The organism is Enterobacter sp. A8, assembly GCF_004296595.1.
Lineage (GTDB): Bacteria > Pseudomonadota > Gammaproteobacteria > Enterobacterales > Enterobacteriaceae > Enterobacter > Enterobacter cloacae.
Genome location: NZ_SCMF01000008.1, coordinates 51,378 through 69,726 on the forward strand (window position 1 = coordinate 51,378; position 18,349 = coordinate 69,726).

Below are 18,349 nucleotides of genomic sequence, written 5' to 3' on the forward strand. Positions count from 1 at the left end.
CTACGGCGACAGGCAGGACGAGTAAACGCTATTTATGGTGGGGTCACTTCAGGATATCGCATTGATGATCCTGCAATTCCTCAGCCGACGCGCGGTTAAGCATCAGCAGATTACGTTCGGTTGCCAGCAACACAAACGAGCCATCAGACTGCTGGGCCATCGCCAGCGCGAAGCGCCCCATATGGTCACGCGCTTCCGGCAGCTCTTCCGCCAGCATCATAAACGGACTCCGCTGCACCAGCTCGTTCTCCGTCACCCGGCGGGCGAGATATTCATGTCCTTCCAGTCCACCGGGAAGGGGCAGCCATTGGGTGCTGATTTGCCCCTGCGCGGCATTGAGCTTCTCGCGCACGTCCGGGCGCAGGCAGGAGATGTGGATATGGAAATGATTCTGCGTGCGGCCCGTGGGTGAGTTGATGGTCAATGAAATTGCGCTGTCTGGCACCTCGGATCCGTGCTTCATGCTCATAAAGCTACGGGCCTGCCATGCCAGCCAGAAGAAGTTCGGTGTTTGAGGCTTTGTCAGAAGCGGGCTTTCGGTGCCGTTGATGCGGTAGGTGGGCATCAATAAGTACTGCAGCGGACCGTTGCGATCCTTGAACACCACATAGCCCGCGTCAGGTTTCACCTGTGCACACGGCGCCGGATTGCGGTGCTGGATCTGATTCGGCACACACTGGTCCAGCACGATGTGACGCAACGCATTCGGATTACCTGCTTTCATCCAGTACACGCCACCCGCGGCAAGGGCGATAACAATCAGAATCAGTAAGATAATTTTTTTCACAATGCGTTCCCTGTTTTCAGTAGAGGCCAAAGAGTAACGCAAAATGATGACCAAATAAAAAACCCGGCGGATTTCTCACACCGGGTCACCGTGTCGTTCGTTACAAAAGCCTAGCGTTTGCTGATCTGATCGAATGTACCGCCGTTAGAGAAGTGGTCTTTCTGGGCTTTTGTCCAGCCGCCAAACTCATCATCAATGGTGAAGAGCTTCAGTTTCGGGAATACGCTGTCGTATTTCTTCGCAACCGCCGGATCGCGTGGGCGATAGAAGTTTTTCGCTGCAATTTCCTGGCCTTCTGGCGAATAGAGATACTTCAGGTAGGCTTCCGCCACCGCTTTGGTCCCTTTCTTATCGACCACTTTATCCACCACAGAAACGGTCGGCTCGGCGAGGATAGATTCGCTCGGGGTCACGATCTCGAATTTGTCTTTACCCAGTTCGTTGGTTGCCAGCAGGGCTTCGTTTTCCCAGGCAATCAGCACATCGCCAATGCCGCGCTCTACGAAGGTATTAGTTGCGCCACGCGCGCCGGAGTCGAGCACTTCAACGTTTTTATACAGCGCTTTGACGAACTCCTGAGCCTTGGCCTGATCGCCATTGTTGTGATGCAGGGCATAGCCCCAGGCTGCCAGATAGTTCCAGCGTGCGCCGCCGGAGCTTTTCGGGTTCGGCGTGATGACCGATACGCCAGGTTTAACCAGGTCGTTCCAGTCATGGATCTGTTTGGGGTTGCCTTTACGCACCAGGAAAACGATGGTCGAGGTATATGGCGCAGAGTTATCCGGCAGGCGTTTGATCCAGTTTTTGTCGATGCGGCCACGTTCGGCAATTGCGTCCACATCGTAGGCCAGTGCCAGAGTCACCACATCCGCTTCAATGCCGTTGATGACGGAGGTCGCCTGCTTACCAGAGCCGCCGTGAGACTGGCGAACCACCACGTTGTCGCCCGTTTCCTGTTTCCAGTGTGCCGCAAAGGCTTTGTTGTACTGCTCGTACAGCTCACGCGTCGGGTCGTATGACACGTTCAGTAACTGGATGTCCTTAGCCAGAACGCTGGTCGATGCCAGCAATAATGTTAAACCCACGCCCCATTTATTCATCGCCCAGCTCTCATATGTAGTGTTTTGATGAATGCAGCGTGCCAGAAACGGAATTGATGATTAAAGAATAAAAAAAGATTGGCTATAACTTTGAGGAATAAAAATGGATGAGTGGCCTGATGCCCTCACCCCAACCTTCTCCCACGGGAGAGGGCGCAACCATAAAAAACGGTAACCCTGGGGTTACCGTTTTGCATTTACCTTGCCGCCACCCGGCACAATACAAACACCGATCAGTACAGTTTTTTCGCGCAGTCCAGCCAGTCACCTTTGAACGGACGCTTCATGTTTTCGATGGCGTCGATGATGTCATGGTGAACCAGTTTTTCGTTCTGAATACCGACGCAACGACCGCCGTGACCCTGCAGCAGCAGTTCAATGGCGTACGCACCCATGCGGGAAGCCAGGATACGGTCGTATGGACCCGGGGAACCACCACGCTGGATGTGACCCAGAACGGTCGCGCGGGTTTCGCGTTTGGTTTCTGCTTCGATGTACTTCGCCAGCTCATCAACGTCACAGATATGCTCGGTGATCGCGACGATGGCGTGTTTCTTACCTTTGGCGATACCGGCTTTGATTTCTGCAACCAGATCTTCACGGCTGAATTCCACTTCCGGAACCACGACGAACTCACAACCGCCCGCGATAGCCGCAGCCAGGGTCAGGTCACCACAGTAACGGCCCATCACTTCAACGATGGAGATACGCTGGTGAGAAGAAGAGGTGTCACGCAGACGGTCAATCGCTTCCACAACGGTACCCAGGGCGGTGAAGTAACCGATGGTGTAGTCAGTACCTTTGATGTCGTTGTCGATGGTGCCAGGCAGACCGATGCACGGGAAGCCCATTTCAGTCAGACGTTTTGCACCCATGTACGAACCATCACCACCGATAACAACCAGTGCGTCGAGGCCGCGTTTTTTCATGTTCTCGATAGCCACTTCACGCACGTGTTCGTCGCGGAATTCCGGGAAGCGCGCAGAACCGAGGAAAGTACCACCGCGGTTGATCATGTCAGATACGCTGTAACGGTCGAGCTGAACCATACGGTCTTCATACAGACCCAGATAACCATCATAGATACCAAAAACTTCCAGACCTTCCGTCAGCGCTGCACGAACAACCCCACGAATTGCCGCGTTCATGCCCGGCGCATCACCGCCGCTTGTCAACACACCGATTTTCTTAATCATGACTACCTCTGAACTTAGGAATGCAAAATTGAAATCTGTTGCCGGAAGAAACTTGTCGACCAACGAATACTGCAAATAGTATATCAACCACTTCCAGCTGAATTGATTCAGGTCAGACCAAATGGCGGTAATTTATACACAAAATGCTGGCCTGGCTCACTTTTTTACAACGAATTACGAAAGCCCAACATAACCGGGTACAACCGAGCAGGGATCCTGGTGAATAATGACGTCTGACCCAGGAAAACGCTGCAAAATCGCCTGCTCCACCTGCTCAGCAATAACGTGAGCCTGAACCAATGGCAGGTTGTCTTCCATTTCTATGTGAATCTGAATAAAGCGGGTCGGCCCTGACTGCCGCGTACGAAGATCGTGAGCACCACTGACACCCGGCCAGGAGGTCACGATAGTATAAATTTCATCGCGTTCTGCGTCGGGGAGCGCACGGTCAAGAAGCGATTGCACCGCGTCATACCCCATCCGCAAAGCGCTGTATAAAATATAGATGCCAATCCCTAACGCAAATAACGCATCGGCCCGATGCCAGCCATACCAGGCCAGACCGAGCGCAATAAGAATAGCGCCATTCATCATAACATCAGACTGATAATGAAGCATATCCGCCCGTACAGCCTGACTTTGCGTTTTTCGAACCACCCAGCGCTGGAACGTTACAAGAACAAGGGTGCATATAAGTGCAGCCACCGTCACCACCACGCCCACGCCGGGATCGTTCATGGGTGATGGCGAAACAAGATGCTGAATGCCGGTTAAAAACAGAAACAGCGCAGAGCCGGAAATAAACATACTTTGCGCCAGCGCCGCCAGCGATTCGGCTTTGCCGTGTCCGAAGGTGTGCTCTTCATCCGCCGGTTGCAGCGAGTAACGCACCACCAGCAGGTTGGTCAGCGAGGCGGCAATATCCATCAGCGAGTCCACCAGCGCCGCCAGAATACTGACCGAGCCCGTGTACCACCACGCGAATATTTTGATGACCAGTAAGCTTGAGGCCACGACCGTCGCGGCAATGGCGGCCCGGCTGACCAGTCTTCCATAGGATTGATTCATAAATACTCCTGTCATGCCATGCCGCTAGTATAACGGAAGGTTACGGAGTCAAAGGATGAATAAACGGTTAACACATCAGAATGAAGGGCAAAAAAAACCCCCACATCATGTGGGGGAAGACAGGGATGGTGTCTATGGCAAGGAAAACAGGGTTTACTGGTTACTACGGGTACTGCTATTGCTACTGAAAAGCGTCGTTTCTGAGCTTCGCTGCATCCGTGCAACCTTACGCAATTGGTCCATACGTTGCTGATGTTTCTGGTTCAAAACCGCTTGCTGCTCGGGCGACAACAGGTGGAACATCTGGTTGCGAACCTTCGCCATCTCTACCTGGCGGGCAACCTGCTCCTGTGCCATTTTTTCTGCCTGAGCACGTACAGCGTTTTCGTCAAAATTTTCTGCGGTGACAAGGCGATGCATTGTCTCCATTTCGCTAACATTAACAGGGGGCTGATCGTGTCGTGCCCTCTGCATCAGATCTCGCATCTGTTGACGCTGATGTTCGGTTAAACTTATGCCGTCAAACATATGGCTTTGGCTGCTGTGCTGCGCGATACCCTCTTGTGAGGACGCGTTATCGCCGATGATAGCTACAGCGGCCTGGCTAAACGCACTGAACGCCAGCGTTGAGGCCATGACGGCAGCGGTAACTTTGCGCATCACTTGCTCCCAAAATCTTTCATGTCGCGATTCAACGAGAGACAGTCTACGATTCAGGCTGCAAACATGCGTCAGGGGGTGTAAAACAACGTAAAGTCATGGATTAGATAGCCTTGATGTCGTAATTTCTGCCTCGGAGGTATTTAAACAATGAATAAAATCCTGTTAGTTGATGATGACCGAGAGCTCACATCTCTTTTAAAGGAGTTGCTCGACATGGAAGGTTTCAACGTTCTGGTCGCCCATGATGGCGAGCAGGCGCTGAGTCTCCTTGACGACAGCATCGATCTACTTTTGCTCGACGTCATGATGCCGAAGAAAAACGGCATTGATACGCTGAAAGAGCTTCGCCAGACACACCAGACCCCCGTTATCATGCTGACCGCACGCGGCAGCGAACTAGACCGTGTACTCGGCCTTGAGCTGGGTGCGGATGACTATCTACCGAAGCCGTTCAACGACCGCGAACTGGTCGCCCGTATTCGCGCTATCCTGCGTCGTTCCCACTGGAGCGAACAGCAGCAGAATACTGACAACAGTTCACCGACGCTGGAAGTGGACTCACTGAGCCTCAATCCGGGTCGTCAGGAAGCGAGCTTTGACGGTGAAACGCTGGAGCTGACCGGTACCGAGTTCACGCTGCTGTATCTGCTGGCGCAGCACCTCGGCCAGGTGGTATCGCGTGAACACTTAAGCCAGGAAGTGCTGGGTAAACGCCTCACGCCGTTTGACCGCGCCATCGATATGCATATCTCGAACCTGCGCCGCAAACTGCCGGAGCGTAAAGACGGTCATCCGTGGTTTAAAACCCTGCGTGGTCGCGGCTATCTGATGGTTTCCGCTTCATGATAGGAAGCTTAACCGCCCGCATCTTCGCCATCTTCTGGCTGACGCTGGCACTGGTTTTAATGCTGGTTTTGATGTTGCCAAAACTCGACTCACGCCAGATGACGGAGCTTCTCGACAGCGAGCAACGTCAGGGCGTGATGATCGAGCAGCACGTAGAAGCCGAGCTGGCAAACGATCCGCCAAACGATTTGATGTGGTGGCGCAGGCTGTTTCGCGCTATCGACAAATGGGCACCTCCCGGACAACGCCTGCTGCTGGTGACCAGCGAAGGCCGCGTGATTGGCGCGGATCGCAATGAAATGCAGATCATCCGCAACTTTATTGGCCAGGCGGATAACGCCGATCATCCGCAGAAGAAAAAATATGGTCGGGTTGAGATGGTGGGCCCTTTCTCAGTCAGGGATGGGGAAGATAACTACCAGCTTTATTTGATTCGTCCGGCGAGCAATTCCCAGTCCGATTTTATCAACCTGCTGTTTGACCGTCCGCTTCTGCTGCTGATTGTGACGATGCTGGTCAGTTCACCGCTGTTGCTTTGGCTGGCGTGGAGCCTGGCAAAACCGGCGCGTAAGCTGAAAAACGCCGCCGACGAAGTGGCGCAGGGTAACCTGCGACAGCACCCTGAGCTGGAAGCCGGACCGCAGGAATTTCTTGCCGCCGGGGCCAGTTTCAACCAGATGATCACCGCTCTTGAGCGCATGATGACCACGCAGCAGCGGCTGCTGTCGGATATCTCGCACGAACTGCGTACGCCGCTCACGCGGCTCCAACTGGGCACCGCACTGCTGCGTCGCCGCAGCGGTGAGAGCAAAGAGCTGGAACGTATCGAAACCGAAGCCCAGCGTCTGGACAGCATGATCAACGATCTGCTGGTGATGTCGCGCAATCAGCAGAAAAACGCGCTGGTGAGCGAAACGGTGAAAGCTAATCAGCTGTGGCATGAAGTGTTAGACAACGCGGCGTTCGAAGCGGAACAGATGGGTAAATCGTTCACCGTCAACTTCCCGCCGGGGCCATGGCCGCTATACGGTAACCCCAACACGCTGGAGAGCGCGCTGGAGAATATCGTGCGTAACGCCCTGCGCTACTCGCATACGAAGATTGAGGTGGCCTTCTCGGTGGATAAAGACGGTATCACCATCATTGTGGATGACGATGGTCCAGGCGTAAGCCCGGAAGATCGCGAGCAGATTTTCCGTCCGTTCTACCGCACCGACGAGGCGCGGGACCGTGAATCTGGCGGTACCGGGCTGGGTCTGGCGATTGTTGAAACCGCTATGCAGCAGCATCGCGGCTGGGTGAAAGCCGACGACAGTCCGTTGGGCGGGCTGCGGTTAACGCTGTGGCTGCCGTTGTATAAGCGCGCGTAATCCCCTCACCCTAACCCTCTCCCCAAAGGGGAGAGGGGACTGCTCGGTGCGGTTTTTTCACCCTCGCCCCTTTGGGGAGAGGGCCGGGGTGAGGGGCACTATTTCCCCCACAATCTCCGCGAATTATCCTCAATCTGCCGACTAGTGCGGCGTTTCTGCATCGTTCTTGTCCAGCTGGTGGATAACCCTGCCGCCGACAACAGCCGATGATATTGCTCGTCATCAAACGGCATATGCCAGGCAATGGCACAAGCGTCATACACCGACACATCGCTCAGGCGCGACACCAGCTCCAGCGGCGCATCCGCAGACACCTGCCCCGCCAGCACCACCCGGTACAACCAGCCGGTTTTACCCGCACTCTGCAGCCGTGCGGACATGTCGTTAATGCCGAAATGGAAGTTAAGCTTGAAGCATGGCGAGCGCGGTTGCGTTACCTGAATCAGGGCATCACCCCAGCGGAAAATATCACCAATGAAGACGTTCTTCTCCGTCAGCCCTTCGGTGGAGAGATTCTCACCGAACGCGGGGGCGACGAACAGGTCCGCCTGTTCAGGGAATTCGGTTATCCAGTATTGATAATGCTCGCGCGGATAGTGGCACAGCGCGCGTTCGGGCCCGCCGTGGATTTTCTTCTCGGCCTGCTCGTCGCCCGCAAGCCCGAGCTCGGTTAACGTCAGCTCTCCGTCGACCTGCACTTTGGCGATGGCGCTCGGGCGGCTGCCGTCGTATTCCCTTACCTTGCCTGTAAACACATTCACCGGGTAATGCATCTCTACTCCTTCAGATACAAAAAAAGCGAGTCAACAGACTCGCTTCTCACAGGCGTCAATGCAACCTTATTTTTTCGCGGCGAAACGCGCTGCAGCTTCGTCCCAGTTCACCACATCCCAGAAGGCTTTGATGTAGTCCGGGCGACGGTTCTGGAACTTCAGGTAGTAAGCGTGTTCCCACACGTCCAGACCCAGAATTGGGAAACCAGATGCGCCAGAGATCGCTTCACCCATCAGCGGGGAGTCCTGGTTTGCGGTAGAAACGACCGCCAGTTTGTCACCTTTCAGAACCAGCCACGCCCAGCCGGAGCCGAAACGGGTTGCAGCCGCTTTTTCGAATTCCGCTTTGAAGTTATCAACAGAACCGAAGTCGCGCTCGATAGCCGCTTTCAGGTCGCCCTGCAGGGTGGTACCGGTTTTCAGGCCTTTCCAGAACAGGCTGTGGTTTGCGTGGCCGCCCGCGTTGTTACGCAGTACGGTTTTCTTGTCCGCTGGCAGCTGGTCCAGTTTAGTGATCAGCTCTTCAACAGGCAGGTTAGCGAACTCTGGCAGGCTTTCCAGCGCAGCATTCGCGTTGTTCACATAGGTCTGGTGGTGTTTAGTGTGATGGATTTCCATCGTCTGCTTGTCGAAATGCGGTTCCAGTGCGTCATAGGCATACGGCAGGGATGGCAGTGTATAACTCATAATCCTCTCCATTAGTGTCGGGCGGCACAGCTGTTAATGCCGCGTAAGCAGTTGGTTCATTATAGTTAATTAAATGATATTGAAAATGATTATCAATGCCGTAGTTTTTATAAGGTTATTCGGGTTTTGCCAAATGACAAAATTGTGAGTCTGCTCACCCGGTTAACGTGCTGATTGCCATCCAGAACCAAAGTGCGGCAACCTTCTGAAGGTTCCTGAACCGCCTAATTTTTACACTCATCAAGTCGGGGGGAAGCCACCGGCTATAAAAACGATGAGGACGTAAAAATGAATCATGCGATTACGATGGGTATCTTCTGGCATTTGATAGGCGCAGCCAGTGCAGCCTGTTTCTATGCCCCGTTCAAAAAGGTGAAAGGGTGGTCGTGGGAAACCATGTGGTCGGTTGGCGGTACCGTCTCCTGGCTGATTTTGCCGTGGACCATTAGCGCCATGCTGCTCCCGGATTTTTGGGGCTACTTCACCTCCTTCAGTGCCTCCACCCTGCTGCCGGTGTTTCTGTTCGGTGCGATGTGGGGCATCGGCAACATCAACTATGGCCTGACCATGCGCTACCTCGGGATGTCGATGGGTATCGGCATCGCAATTGGCATTACCCTGATCGTCGGCACGCTGATGACGCCCATTCTTAACGGCAATGTCGATGTGTTGCTCAACACCAAAGGCGGGCAGATGACGCTGCTGGGCGTGCTTGTCGCGGTGATCGGCGTGGGTATCGTCACCCGTGCGGGTCAGCTGAAAGAGCGCAAGATGGGCATCAAAGCCGAGGACTTTAACCTGAAGAAAGGGCTGCTGCTGGCAGTGATGTGTGGCATCTTCTCGGCGGGCATGTCGTTCGCCATGAACGCCGCAAAACCTATGCACGAAGCGGCCGCTGCGCTGGGCGTCGACCCGCTGTACGTGGCGCTGCCAAGCTACGTGGTGATCATGGGCGGCGGCGCGCTGGTAAACCTCGGCTTCTGCTTCATTCGTCTGGCAAAAGTGAAGGATCTGTCGGTAAAAGCCGATTTCTCACTGGCAAAATCCTTAATCCTCACCAATGTGCTGCTGTCGATGCTGGGTGGCCTCATGTGGTATCTGCAGTTCTTTTTCTACGCCTGGGGTCACGCCAGCATTCCACCGCAGTACGACTACATAAGCTGGATGCTGCACATGAGCTTCTACGTACTGTGCGGCGGACTGGTTGGGCTGGTACTGAAGGAGTGGAATAACGCCGGGCGTCGTCCGGTGGGCGTCCTGAGCCTGGGCTGCGTGGTGATCATCATTGCCGCTAACATTGTCGGCCTCGGCATGGCGAACTGACTACGCTGCCTTTCGACTGCGATGACGCCACTGAACCGGCGTCATCCCCACCTCGCGGTTAAACACCACCGAAAAGTAATTACTGTCCTCAAACCCGCAGCGCATCGCCACCTCACTGACCATCAGCTCCGTATGCTGCAACAGATACTGGGCGTGGCAGATGCGCAACTGGCGCAGGTAGTGGTTCACCGTCATCCCCGTCTGGGTGCGGAACTGCTGGCGCAGCGCGCGCTCGCTGCACTGCTCCTGCTCGCAGAATTTTTCCAGCACAAAACTTTTGTTCAGGCTGCCCGCAAGCCGGGCGATCAGCTTGTCCAGCAGCGCTTCCTGAACGGTCGCGGAGGGGTTATCGGTAGCGTAACGATGGCGTTTGAGGGTCATGACCAACTGGGCGAACAGCAGTTCCGCCATCGGGTTTGCCACCGGATCGTGCTTCTGGCTCTCCTGCTCCAGCTGGGAGATTGTCTGGCGCACCTGCGCCATACCGCTGCTGCTCAAGCGCCAGTGGGGTTCGCCTCTGGCATTGAGAAAACCGGGGATATGGGCCGCCCAGTCGACGTTCAGTTTGAGCCTGTCCGGGCAGTAGATCACGTTCTGCAACACCAGATCGTTAACCGAGGCGTAGGCGTGTTTGTCTTCGGCGCGGATATAAAACAGATCGCCACGCGTAATGCGGTAGGGCCTGTCATTGAGGATGTGTAAGCCGTTGCCGCGCCACACCAGCACCAGCTCACAAAATTCGTGGGTATGCTCGGCAAAGACATTTTGCGGGTAGCGGTCGGCCACCGCGACGGCCTGACTCGCGGAGGCAAAAAAATCATCTTTGCGAAGAATTAACTGAGCGGCCACACCACAACCTCTACGGTGAATAACCGGACATTATTAGCCTTTTTGCGGCAATAAAACGGTGATTGCCTTCGCGTTACTGGAGTGAAGCATCCTTCCCCTGACGGATATCGCGCGGCGACCAGCTAAACTCGCGGCGAAAAAGGGTCGAAAAGTGATTACTGTCGCCGAAACCGCAGCGATAGGCGATATCCGTGACGCTTTCATCGGTATGACGTAAAAGATGACGCGCTTTAATCAGGCGCAGACGATTGAGGTAGCGCTGGGGCGTCAGCCCGGTGTGTTGCTTGAGCTGACGATGAAGCGTGCGTAACGACAGCGAAAAATCATCCGCCAGCGTTTCCCAGCACACATCCTCGGCGAAATGGTCCTCCAGCCAGGCCATCAGCTGGTTCAGCCGCGCGTCGTTATTTGCCAGCCCTTCCACCAGAGAGCTGCGACGCAGCAGCACCAGCAGCTGCATAAACAGCAGCTCGCGGGTGGCAATGGCATGGGTCTCCTGCCCGTCCTCGCTCTGCTCCAGTTGATTCACCAGCTGGCGCACCTGCTGCAACGTGGACTGATTCACCCGCCAGTGAGACGGGTAGTGCCCATCCTGCTCCTGAGGCAGGAGCTTATTCAACCCCGACAGAAACTGGAACGCGTCCGGCGAACGATAGAGCACGTTGGTCAGACACAGGTTGTCGGTGTGTTCATACAAATGCCTGTCGTGATCGCGCACGAAGCACACCATACCGCCGCTGATGGTGTACGGCTGGCCGTTAAAGACGTGAATGCCTGTCCCATGCTCGACAATCACAATTTCATGAAAATCATGATGATGTTCAGGAAACGCAGCCTGCGGGAGCCGTGGCTCAATCGCGACCGGAGACGTTCCCGACGGGAAAAAATCGACGCTGTGCAGTACGGTCATAACGGCCCCCACCAATGAGAAAAGTTCTCAAAATAGTAATTAAGGCCTTCCGCACTCACCTTAAATTTTTGACAGCAAACGTCGCAAAAGCTGTCCATTTTTCAAGAAACAGACGGAAAAATCGGGAAATGCGGTCAGCGTCACATTGACCGTAAACCCCGCCCTGACTGGAAATTGTGAACTCCCTCACGTTCATCTTTGCTTTCTTGCCAGCGCGAGATTCCGGCTGTCAGTGACGAGAAGGTGGTCTTTTCTTCCCTTTTTTACACTCAGCACCAATGACTTAAGAAGGGACCTGACCATGACTTTTCGCCATTGTGTGGCTGTCGATTTAGGCGCATCCAGCGGCCGCGTAATGCTCGCCACCTGGGACTGCGGCAAGCGCACACTTACGCTTCGCGAAATGCACCGTTTCGCCAACTGCCTGCAAAAACTGGACGGTTTTGATACCTGGGATATTGATGCCCTGGAAGCGGAGATCCGCACCGGGCTGAACAACGTCTGCAACGACGGCATTCGCATCGACAGCATTGGCATTGATACCTGGGGGGTGGACTACGTTCTGCTCGACAGCCACGGCGACCGCGTCGGCCTGCCCGTCTCGTATCGCGACAGCCGCACCGACGGGCTGATGGCACAGGCCATCGCGCAGCTTGGCAAGGACAACATCTATGGCCGCAGCGGCATTCAGTTTCTGCCCTTTAACACGCTGTATCAGCTGCGCGCGCTGGTTGAGCAGCAGCCGGAGCTGGTCAAAAAGGTGGCGCACGCGCTGCTGATCCCGGACTACTTAAGCTACCGGCTGACCGGCAACATGAACTGGGAATACACCAACGCCACCACCACGCAGTTGGTCAACATTAACACCGACAGCTGGGATGAAATCCTGCTGGCCTGGACCGGCGCTTCGCCTTCCTGGTTCGGCACGCCGACCCATCCGGGTAACGTAATCGGTTACTGGATTTGCCCGCAGGGGAATGAAATCCCGGTGGTCGCCGTCGCCAGTCACGACACCGCCAGCGCGGTGATTGCATCTCCGTTGGCCGGTAAAGACGCGGCCTATCTCTCTTCCGGCACCTGGTCGCTGATGGGCTTTGAGAGCAAAACGCCGTACACCAGCGACGCCGCGATGGCAGCAAACATCACTAACGAAGGCGGTGCCGAAGGCCGCTACCGCGTGCTGAAGAACATCATGGGGCTCTGGCTGCTCCAGAGGATGCTGAAAGAGCAACACATTGCCGACCTGCCTGCGCTTATCGCAGAGACCGAAAAGCTGAAGGCCTGTACGTTCCTGATCAACCCGAACGACGACCGCTTTATTAACCCGGTGCATATGAGCGCCGAAATCCAGGCCGCCTGTTTCGAAGCCGGTCAGCCGGTGCCTTCCCGTCCTGCCGAGCTGGCGCGCTGCATTTTTGACAGCCTGGCCCTGCTCTACGCGGATGTTCTGAGCGAGCTGGCGAGCCTTCGCGGCAAACCGTTCAGCCAGCTGCATATCGTGGGCGGCGGCTGCCAGAACCAGCTGCTGAACCAGCTCTGCGCCGATGCCTGCGGCATCACCGTGGTGGCGGGTCCGGTGGAGGCCTCAACGCTCGGCAACATCGGTATTCAACTGATGACTCTGGACGAACTTTCAGACGTCGACGAATTCCGTTCGGTGGTCACCGCGAATACCCGCCTGACCACCTTCACCCCTAATCCCTGCCATGAAATTGCCCGCTACCGGGCGCAGTTTCAGCAAAAACGACTGACTAAGGAGCTTTGCGCATGACCACTCAACTTGAACAAGCCTGGGACCTGGCTAAACAGCGTTTCGCCGCCGTCGGCGTGGATGTCGACGCGGCGCTGCGCCAGCTCGACCGTCTGCCTGTCTCCATGCACTGCTGGCAGGGCGATGACGTCGCCGGCTTCGAGAACCCGGGCGGTTCTCTGACGGGTGGCATTCAGGCGACGGGTAACTACCCGGGCAAAGCGCGCAACGCCACCGAACTGCGTGCGGATCTGGAACTGGCGCTGAGCCTGATCCCGGGGCCAAAACGCCTGAACCTGCACGCGATCTATCTGGAGTCCGACGAGCCGGTGGCGCGTAACGCAATCAAACCGGAGCACTTTAAAAACTGGGTGGAATGGGCCAAAGCCAACAAACTGGGTCTGGACTTTAACCCGTCCTGCTTCTCGCACCCGCTGAGCGCAGAGGGGTTTACCCTTGCGCATGCCAACGACGAGATCCGTCAGTTCTGGATCGACCACGTTAAAGCCTGCCGGCGCGTCTCGGCCTGGTTTGGCGAGCAGCTTGGCACGCCGTCGGTGATGAACATCTGGATCCCGGACGGCATGAAAGACATCACCGTCGACCGTCTCGCCCCGCGCCAGCGCCTGCTGGCCGCGCTGGATGAGGCCATCAGCGAAAAACTCAACCCGGCGCACCACATCGACGCGGTGGAGAGCAAGCTGTTCGGCATTGGCGCGGAGAGCTATACCGTCGGCTCGAACGAGTTCTACATGGGTTACGCCACCAGCCGCCAGACCGCGTTGTGCCTGGACGCCGGTCACTTCCACCCCACAGAAGTGATCTCCGACAAAATCTCCGCCGCCATGCTCTTCGTGCCGCGCCTGCTGCTGCACGTCAGCCGTCCGGTGCGCTGGGACAGCGACCACGTGGTGCTGCTGGATGACGAAACCCAGGCGATTGCCAGCGAAATCATCCGTCATGACCTGTTTGACCGCGTGCACATTGGCCTCGACTTCTTTGACGCCTCTATCAACCGCATCGCGGCATGGGTGATCGGCACCCGCAATATGAAAAAAGCCCTGCTGCGCGCGCTGCTGGAGCCAACCGCAGCGCTGAAACAGCTGGAAGCAAACGGCGACTACACCGCGCGCCTGGCGCTGCTGGAAGAGCAGAAATCCCTGCCGTGGCAGGCCGTGTGGGAGATGTACTGCCAGCGTAACGACACGCCGGCAGGCAGCCAGTGGCTGGAAAACGTGCGGGCGTATGAGAAAGACGTGTTAAGTCAGCGCGGGTAATTTTGCCCTCACCCTAACCCTCTCCCAAAGGGAGAGGGAACTTTTACCCCCTCTCCCTGTGGGAGAGGGCTGGGGTGAGGGATTTCACCTCACCGCGATAACTGGAAAAATAACTATGCAGACCATCACCACCTCCTGGTTCGTCCAGGGCATGATCAAAGCCACCTCCGATGCCTGGCTGAAGGGCTGGGACGAGCGTAACGGCGGCAACCTGACGCTGCGCCTGGACGACGCGGATATCGAACCCTACACCGCCGATTTCCACCAGAAGCCGCGCTATATTGCCCTGAGCCAGCCCATGCCGCTGCTCGCCAATACGCCGTTTATCGTCACTGGATCCGGCAAGTTCTTCCGTAACGTCCAGCTCGATCCAGAGGCCAACCTTGGCGTGGTGAAAGTGGACAGCGACGGCGCGGGCTACCACATCCTGTGGGGCCTGACCGATGAGGCGGTACCCACGTCTGAACTGCCGGCACACTTCCTCTCCCACTGCGAGCGCATCAGGGCGACTGACGGCAAAGACCGCGTGATCATGCACTGCCACGCCACCAACCTGATCGCCCTGACCTATGTGCTGGAAAACAACCCGGATTTCATCACCCGCAAGCTGTGGGAAGGCAGCACCGAGTGTCTGGTGGTCTTCCCGGACGGGGTCGGCATTCTGCCGTGGATGGTACCGGGCACCGACGAAATCGGCCAGGCGACCGCCAGAGATATGCAAAAACATTCGCTGGTGCTGTGGCCGTTCCACGGCGTCTTCGGCAGCGGCCCTACGCTTGATGAAACCTTCGGCCTGATCGACACCGCCGAGAAATCCGCTGAAGTGCTGGTAAAGGTTTATTCCATGGGCGGTATGAAGCAAACCATTACCCGCGAAGAACTTATTGCGCTCGGCAAGCGCTTCGGCGTAACCCCGCTCCGTTCAGCGCTGGAAATATATGCATAAACCCTCGCTGACCGGACAGTCCGGGCGATAGTTAAGGAGAATTATCATGAGCTTTATGTTGGCACTTCCAAAAATCAGCCTGCACGGCGCGGGCGCTATTGGCGACATGGTCAAGCTGGTGGCGAACAAACGGTGGGGCAAAGCGCTGATTGTCACCGACGGCCAGCTGGTGAAGCTGGGCCTGCTGGACAGTCTGTTTACCGCGCTGGATGCGCACCAGATGTCATATCAGCTGTTTGACGGAGTCTTTCCCAACCCGACGGAGGCGCTGGTGCAAAAAGGCTATGCAGCATACCGGGACGCGGAATGTGATTATCTTATCGCCTTCGGCGGCGGCAGCCCGATTGATACCGCCAAAGCGATTAAAATCCTCACCGCCAATCCGGGTCCGTCCACCGATTATTCCGGCGTCGGCAAGGTGAAAAACCCGGGTGTGCCGCTGGTGGCGATCAACACCACCGCAGGCACGGCGGCGGAGATGACCAGCAACGCGGTGATTATTGACTCCGCGCGTCAGGTGAAAGAGGTGATCATCGACCCGAACATCATTCCGGATATTGCCGTGGATGATGCCAGCGTGATGCTGGATATTCCTGCGTCCGTCACTGCCGCAACGGGAATGGATGCGTTAACGCACGCCATTGAAGCCTATGTGTCCGTTGGCGCGCACCCGCTGACCGATGCCAACGCGCTGGAGGCGATTCGCCTGATAAACTTCTGGCTGCCCAAAGCGGTCGACGACGGTCATAACCTGGAAGCACGCGAGCAGATGGCGTTTGGTCAGTATCTGGCGGGCATGGCGTTTAACAGTGCTGGCCTCGGCCTCGTGCATGCCCTGGCGCACCAGCCGGGCGCGACGCACAATCTGCCGCACGGCGTGTGTAACGCCATCCTGCTGCCGATCATCGAAAACTTTAACCGCCCGAACGCCGTAGCACGGTTTGCTCGCGTGGCGCAGGCGATGGGCGTCGACACGCGCGGCATGAGCGACGAGGCGGCCAGTCTGTCAGCGATTCAGGCGATTCGCGACCTGAGCGCCCGCGTCGGCATTCCGTCCGGCTTCAGCCAGCTTGGTGTCACCAAAGCCGATATCGAAGGCTGGCTGGATAAAGCCCTCGCCGACCCGTGCGCGCCATGCAACCCGCGCACCGCCAGTCGCGACGAGGTGCGCGAGCTGTATCTGGAGGCATTATGATCCGCAAAGCCTTTGTGATGCAGGTAAACCCGGACGCGCACGAGGAGTACGCGCGTCGCCACAACCCCATCTGGCCCGAGCTGGAAGCGGTGCTGAAGGACCACGGCGCGCACCACTACGCCATTTATCTCGACCGGGAACGTAACCTGCTGTTTGCCACCGTAGAGATTGAATCGGAGGAGCGCTGGAACGCGGTCGCGAATACCGACGTCTGCCAGCGCTGGTGGAAACACATGCGTGATGTAATGCCGTCGAACCCGGACAACAGCCCGGTGAGTACCGGGCTGGAAGAGGTGTTTTATCTGGACTGACTGGTTAACGCTGCCGCGCCCGCGGCAGCGGCTATCTCCTGCCTGCTGCTCAGCGTAAACGCCGACACCACCGTAATTGCCAGCACGAAGCAGCCCAGCATCAGATACGTCTCCTGGAAGCCGATCCGGTCATACATATTTCCGGCAAAGGCGGAGAGGAAAATGGCCGCTGACTGTTTGGCAAACTGAAAGCCAATCAGATAGATAGTGGCCGAGAGTCGCGTATCAAACACGCCGGTGATGTACTTGAAGGCTCCCACCAGCAGGAACGGGACCTCCAGCGCGTGCAGCATTTTCAGGGCGATGACCTCCACGGCGGTGGTGGCAAACGACGAGCCGATGATGCGCGTCGCCATAATCAACCCGGCGATCAGCAGCGTATTTTTCGCCCCAATGCGGTTAATGATCCACGGCGAGCAGAACATGATGATGGCGTTACAGACCTCCCCCGCCGTCGTCGCGAAACCAAAGGCGCGAGTGCCCTCCTGCGGCGTGGCGAAGAAGGTTTTGAAGAAGGTGGCGAACTGCTGATCAAAAACGTCATAGACGCAGGCTACGCCAATCACGTACAGAATAAACATCCACATTCTGCGCTGACGGAACAGGTTAAAGACCGTTTTCGCGGTGATCTGCGGCTGGTTGGCCCCCAGGGCATTCATCACCTGTGCCGTCTGATTGGGCTTCGGCTTTGCGACCACCAGCAGCAGCATCAGCAACAGCGCCGCCGCCGATCCCATCCAGAAAACGTATGACGGATCGATACCAAACAGGATGCCCCCCGTTGAGGCGCACAGCCCCCAGCCAAGGCAGCCGAACATGCGCGCCTTGCCGTATTCAAAGGCGCTGTTGCGGCTCACGCGTTCGATATAGGCCTCAATCGCCCCGGACCCGGCCGAGAAAACAAAGCCGATATACAGCCCGCCGCTCAGTGCGCCCAGCCAGATGTTGGTTTTCAGCAGCGGCGCGAATACGTACAGGAAGAAAGGCGCGAACAGAAACAGCAATACAGAGATAATCCACAGCAGATGCTTTTTCAGCCCCAGCTTGTCCGAAATCACCCCCAGCACCGGCTGGAAGGCGATAGCCGACAGCGAAATGCAGGAGAAAACAATGCCGGTATGGGTTTTGTTCAGGCCGATGATGTCCGACAGCCAGATAGGCAGGAACGGAAAGCAGGTGGCCATGATGAAGAAGTAGAGAAAGAAGAACAGCCCGAAGATCCAGAAGTTAGGGTTGTCTTTGTGGGTACAGGTTGTTGTGTTCATTATTTTTATCCTCAACGGAGGGCCAGTTTCCCG

The 18,349-nt window shown here is 56.5% G+C and carries 18 protein-coding genes; 8 read left to right on the plus strand and 10 right to left on the minus strand.

The genetic code is table 11. The features are described from left to right. Window positions 1-43: 43 nt before the first annotated feature. The 5 genes from EQV24_RS22320 to cpxP form a co-directional block, all read right to left on the minus strand. Window positions 44-787 carry a CDP-diacylglycerol diphosphatase gene (locus EQV24_RS22320; protein ID WP_020686902.1) on the minus strand — a complete coding sequence of 248 codons (744 nt, stop codon included), beginning with the start codon at window positions 785-787 and terminating at the stop codon, window positions 44-46. 110 nt (window positions 788-897) lie between these two features. After that, on the minus strand, window positions 898-1,887 hold the full coding sequence (locus EQV24_RS22325) for a sulfate ABC transporter substrate-binding protein (RefSeq protein ID WP_013099326.1): 990 nt from the start codon (window positions 1,885-1,887) through the stop codon (window positions 898-900). A gap of 233 nt (window positions 1,888-2,120) precedes the next feature. Beyond that, window positions 2,121-3,083 carry a 6-phosphofructokinase gene (gene pfkA / locus EQV24_RS22330; RefSeq protein WP_013099327.1) on the minus strand — a complete coding sequence of 321 codons (963 nt, stop codon included), beginning with the start codon at window positions 3,081-3,083 and terminating at the stop codon, window positions 2,121-2,123. Between the two features lie 174 nt (window positions 3,084-3,257). Further along, on the minus strand, window positions 3,258-4,151 hold the full coding sequence (gene fieF, locus EQV24_RS22335; protein WP_013099328.1) for a CDF family cation-efflux transporter FieF: 894 nt from the start codon (window positions 4,149-4,151) through the stop codon (window positions 3,258-3,260). Between the two features lie 153 nt (window positions 4,152-4,304). Further along, a complete protein-coding gene (gene cpxP, locus EQV24_RS22340; protein WP_013099329.1) occupies window positions 4,305-4,811 on the minus strand; it encodes a cell-envelope stress modulator CpxP in 507 nt (168 codons plus the stop codon). 150 nt (window positions 4,812-4,961) lie between these two features. Between cpxP and cpxR the strand changes: the two genes are divergently transcribed. Then, complete coding sequence (cpxR, locus tag EQV24_RS22345; protein WP_003862004.1) at window positions 4,962-5,660, plus strand: envelope stress response regulator transcription factor CpxR; 699 nt, start codon at window positions 4,962-4,964, stop codon at window positions 5,658-5,660. Further along, a complete protein-coding gene (gene cpxA, locus EQV24_RS22350; RefSeq protein ID WP_013099331.1) occupies window positions 5,657-7,030 on the plus strand; it encodes an envelope stress sensor histidine kinase CpxA in 1,374 nt (457 codons plus the stop codon). The genes cpxR and cpxA overlap by 4 nt, the downstream gene beginning before the upstream one ends. Window positions 7,031-7,128: 98 nt before the next feature. On the opposite strand, the gene yiiM is transcribed toward cpxA, so the two are convergent. Together yiiM and sodA are read right to left on the minus strand one after the other, a co-directional pair. After that, window positions 7,129-7,803 (minus strand): 6-hydroxyaminopurine reductase, encoded by a 675-nt coding sequence (gene yiiM, locus EQV24_RS22355; RefSeq protein ID WP_013099332.1) that lies wholly within the window; start codon window positions 7,801-7,803, stop codon window positions 7,129-7,131. Window positions 7,804-7,869: 66 nt separating this feature from the next. Then, complete coding sequence (sodA, locus tag EQV24_RS22360; RefSeq protein ID WP_003861999.1) at window positions 7,870-8,490, minus strand: superoxide dismutase [Mn]; 621 nt, start codon at window positions 8,488-8,490, stop codon at window positions 7,870-7,872. A 288-nt stretch (window positions 8,491-8,778) separates the two neighbouring features. Here sodA and rhaT point away from each other — a divergent pair, with 288 nt between their 5' ends. Then, on the plus strand, window positions 8,779-9,813 hold the full coding sequence (gene rhaT, locus EQV24_RS22365) for an L-rhamnose/proton symporter RhaT (RefSeq protein ID WP_095908395.1): 1,035 nt from the start codon (window positions 8,779-8,781) through the stop codon (window positions 9,811-9,813). On the opposite strand, the gene rhaR is transcribed toward rhaT, so the two are convergent. Together rhaR and rhaS are read right to left on the minus strand one after the other, a co-directional pair. After that, the gene (gene rhaR, locus EQV24_RS22370) at window positions 9,814-10,662 is read right to left on the minus strand and encodes an HTH-type transcriptional activator RhaR (protein WP_013099334.1); all 849 of its coding nucleotides are present in this window, start codon (window positions 10,660-10,662) and stop codon (window positions 9,814-9,816) included. Between the two features lie 73 nt (window positions 10,663-10,735). Then, window positions 10,736-11,572, minus strand: a complete 837-nt coding sequence (gene rhaS, locus EQV24_RS22375; protein WP_013099335.1) for an HTH-type transcriptional activator RhaS — start codon at window positions 11,570-11,572, stop codon at window positions 10,736-10,738. Window positions 11,573-11,873: 301 nt separating this feature from the next. On the opposite strand from rhaS, the gene rhaB reads away from it, so the two are divergent. The 5 genes from rhaB to rhaM all read left to right on the plus strand — a co-directional run bounded on the left by rhaB (window position 11,874) and on the right by rhaM (window position 17,051). Continuing rightward, entirely contained in the window at window positions 11,874-13,343 is a 1,470-nt protein-coding gene (gene rhaB / locus EQV24_RS22380) for a rhamnulokinase (protein WP_130627073.1), read from the plus strand. Next, window positions 13,340-14,599, plus strand: a complete 1,260-nt coding sequence (gene rhaA, locus EQV24_RS22385) for an L-rhamnose isomerase (RefSeq protein WP_094916571.1) — start codon at window positions 13,340-13,342, stop codon at window positions 14,597-14,599. Before rhaB ends, rhaA begins: the two co-directional genes overlap by 4 nt. 115 nt (window positions 14,600-14,714) lie before the next feature. Further along, a complete protein-coding gene (gene rhaD / locus EQV24_RS22390) occupies window positions 14,715-15,545 on the plus strand; it encodes a rhamnulose-1-phosphate aldolase (RefSeq protein WP_048972174.1) in 831 nt (276 codons plus the stop codon). Window positions 15,546-15,591: 46 nt separating this feature from the next. After that, entirely contained in the window at window positions 15,592-16,740 is a 1,149-nt protein-coding gene (gene fucO / locus EQV24_RS22395; RefSeq protein WP_058651850.1) for a lactaldehyde reductase, read from the plus strand. Further along, window positions 16,737-17,051: an L-rhamnose mutarotase gene (rhaM, locus tag EQV24_RS22400; RefSeq protein WP_013099341.1), complete on the plus strand. Its 315-nt coding sequence runs from the start codon at window positions 16,737-16,739 to the stop codon at window positions 17,049-17,051. The genes fucO and rhaM overlap by 4 nt, the downstream gene beginning before the upstream one ends. On the opposite strand, the gene EQV24_RS22405 is transcribed toward rhaM, so the two are convergent. After that, a complete protein-coding gene (locus EQV24_RS22405; protein WP_130627074.1) occupies window positions 17,039-18,316 on the minus strand; it encodes an MFS transporter in 1,278 nt (425 codons plus the stop codon). The two genes, rhaM and EQV24_RS22405, sit on opposite strands and share 13 nt — an antisense overlap. Window positions 18,317-18,349: the final 33 nt, after the last annotated feature.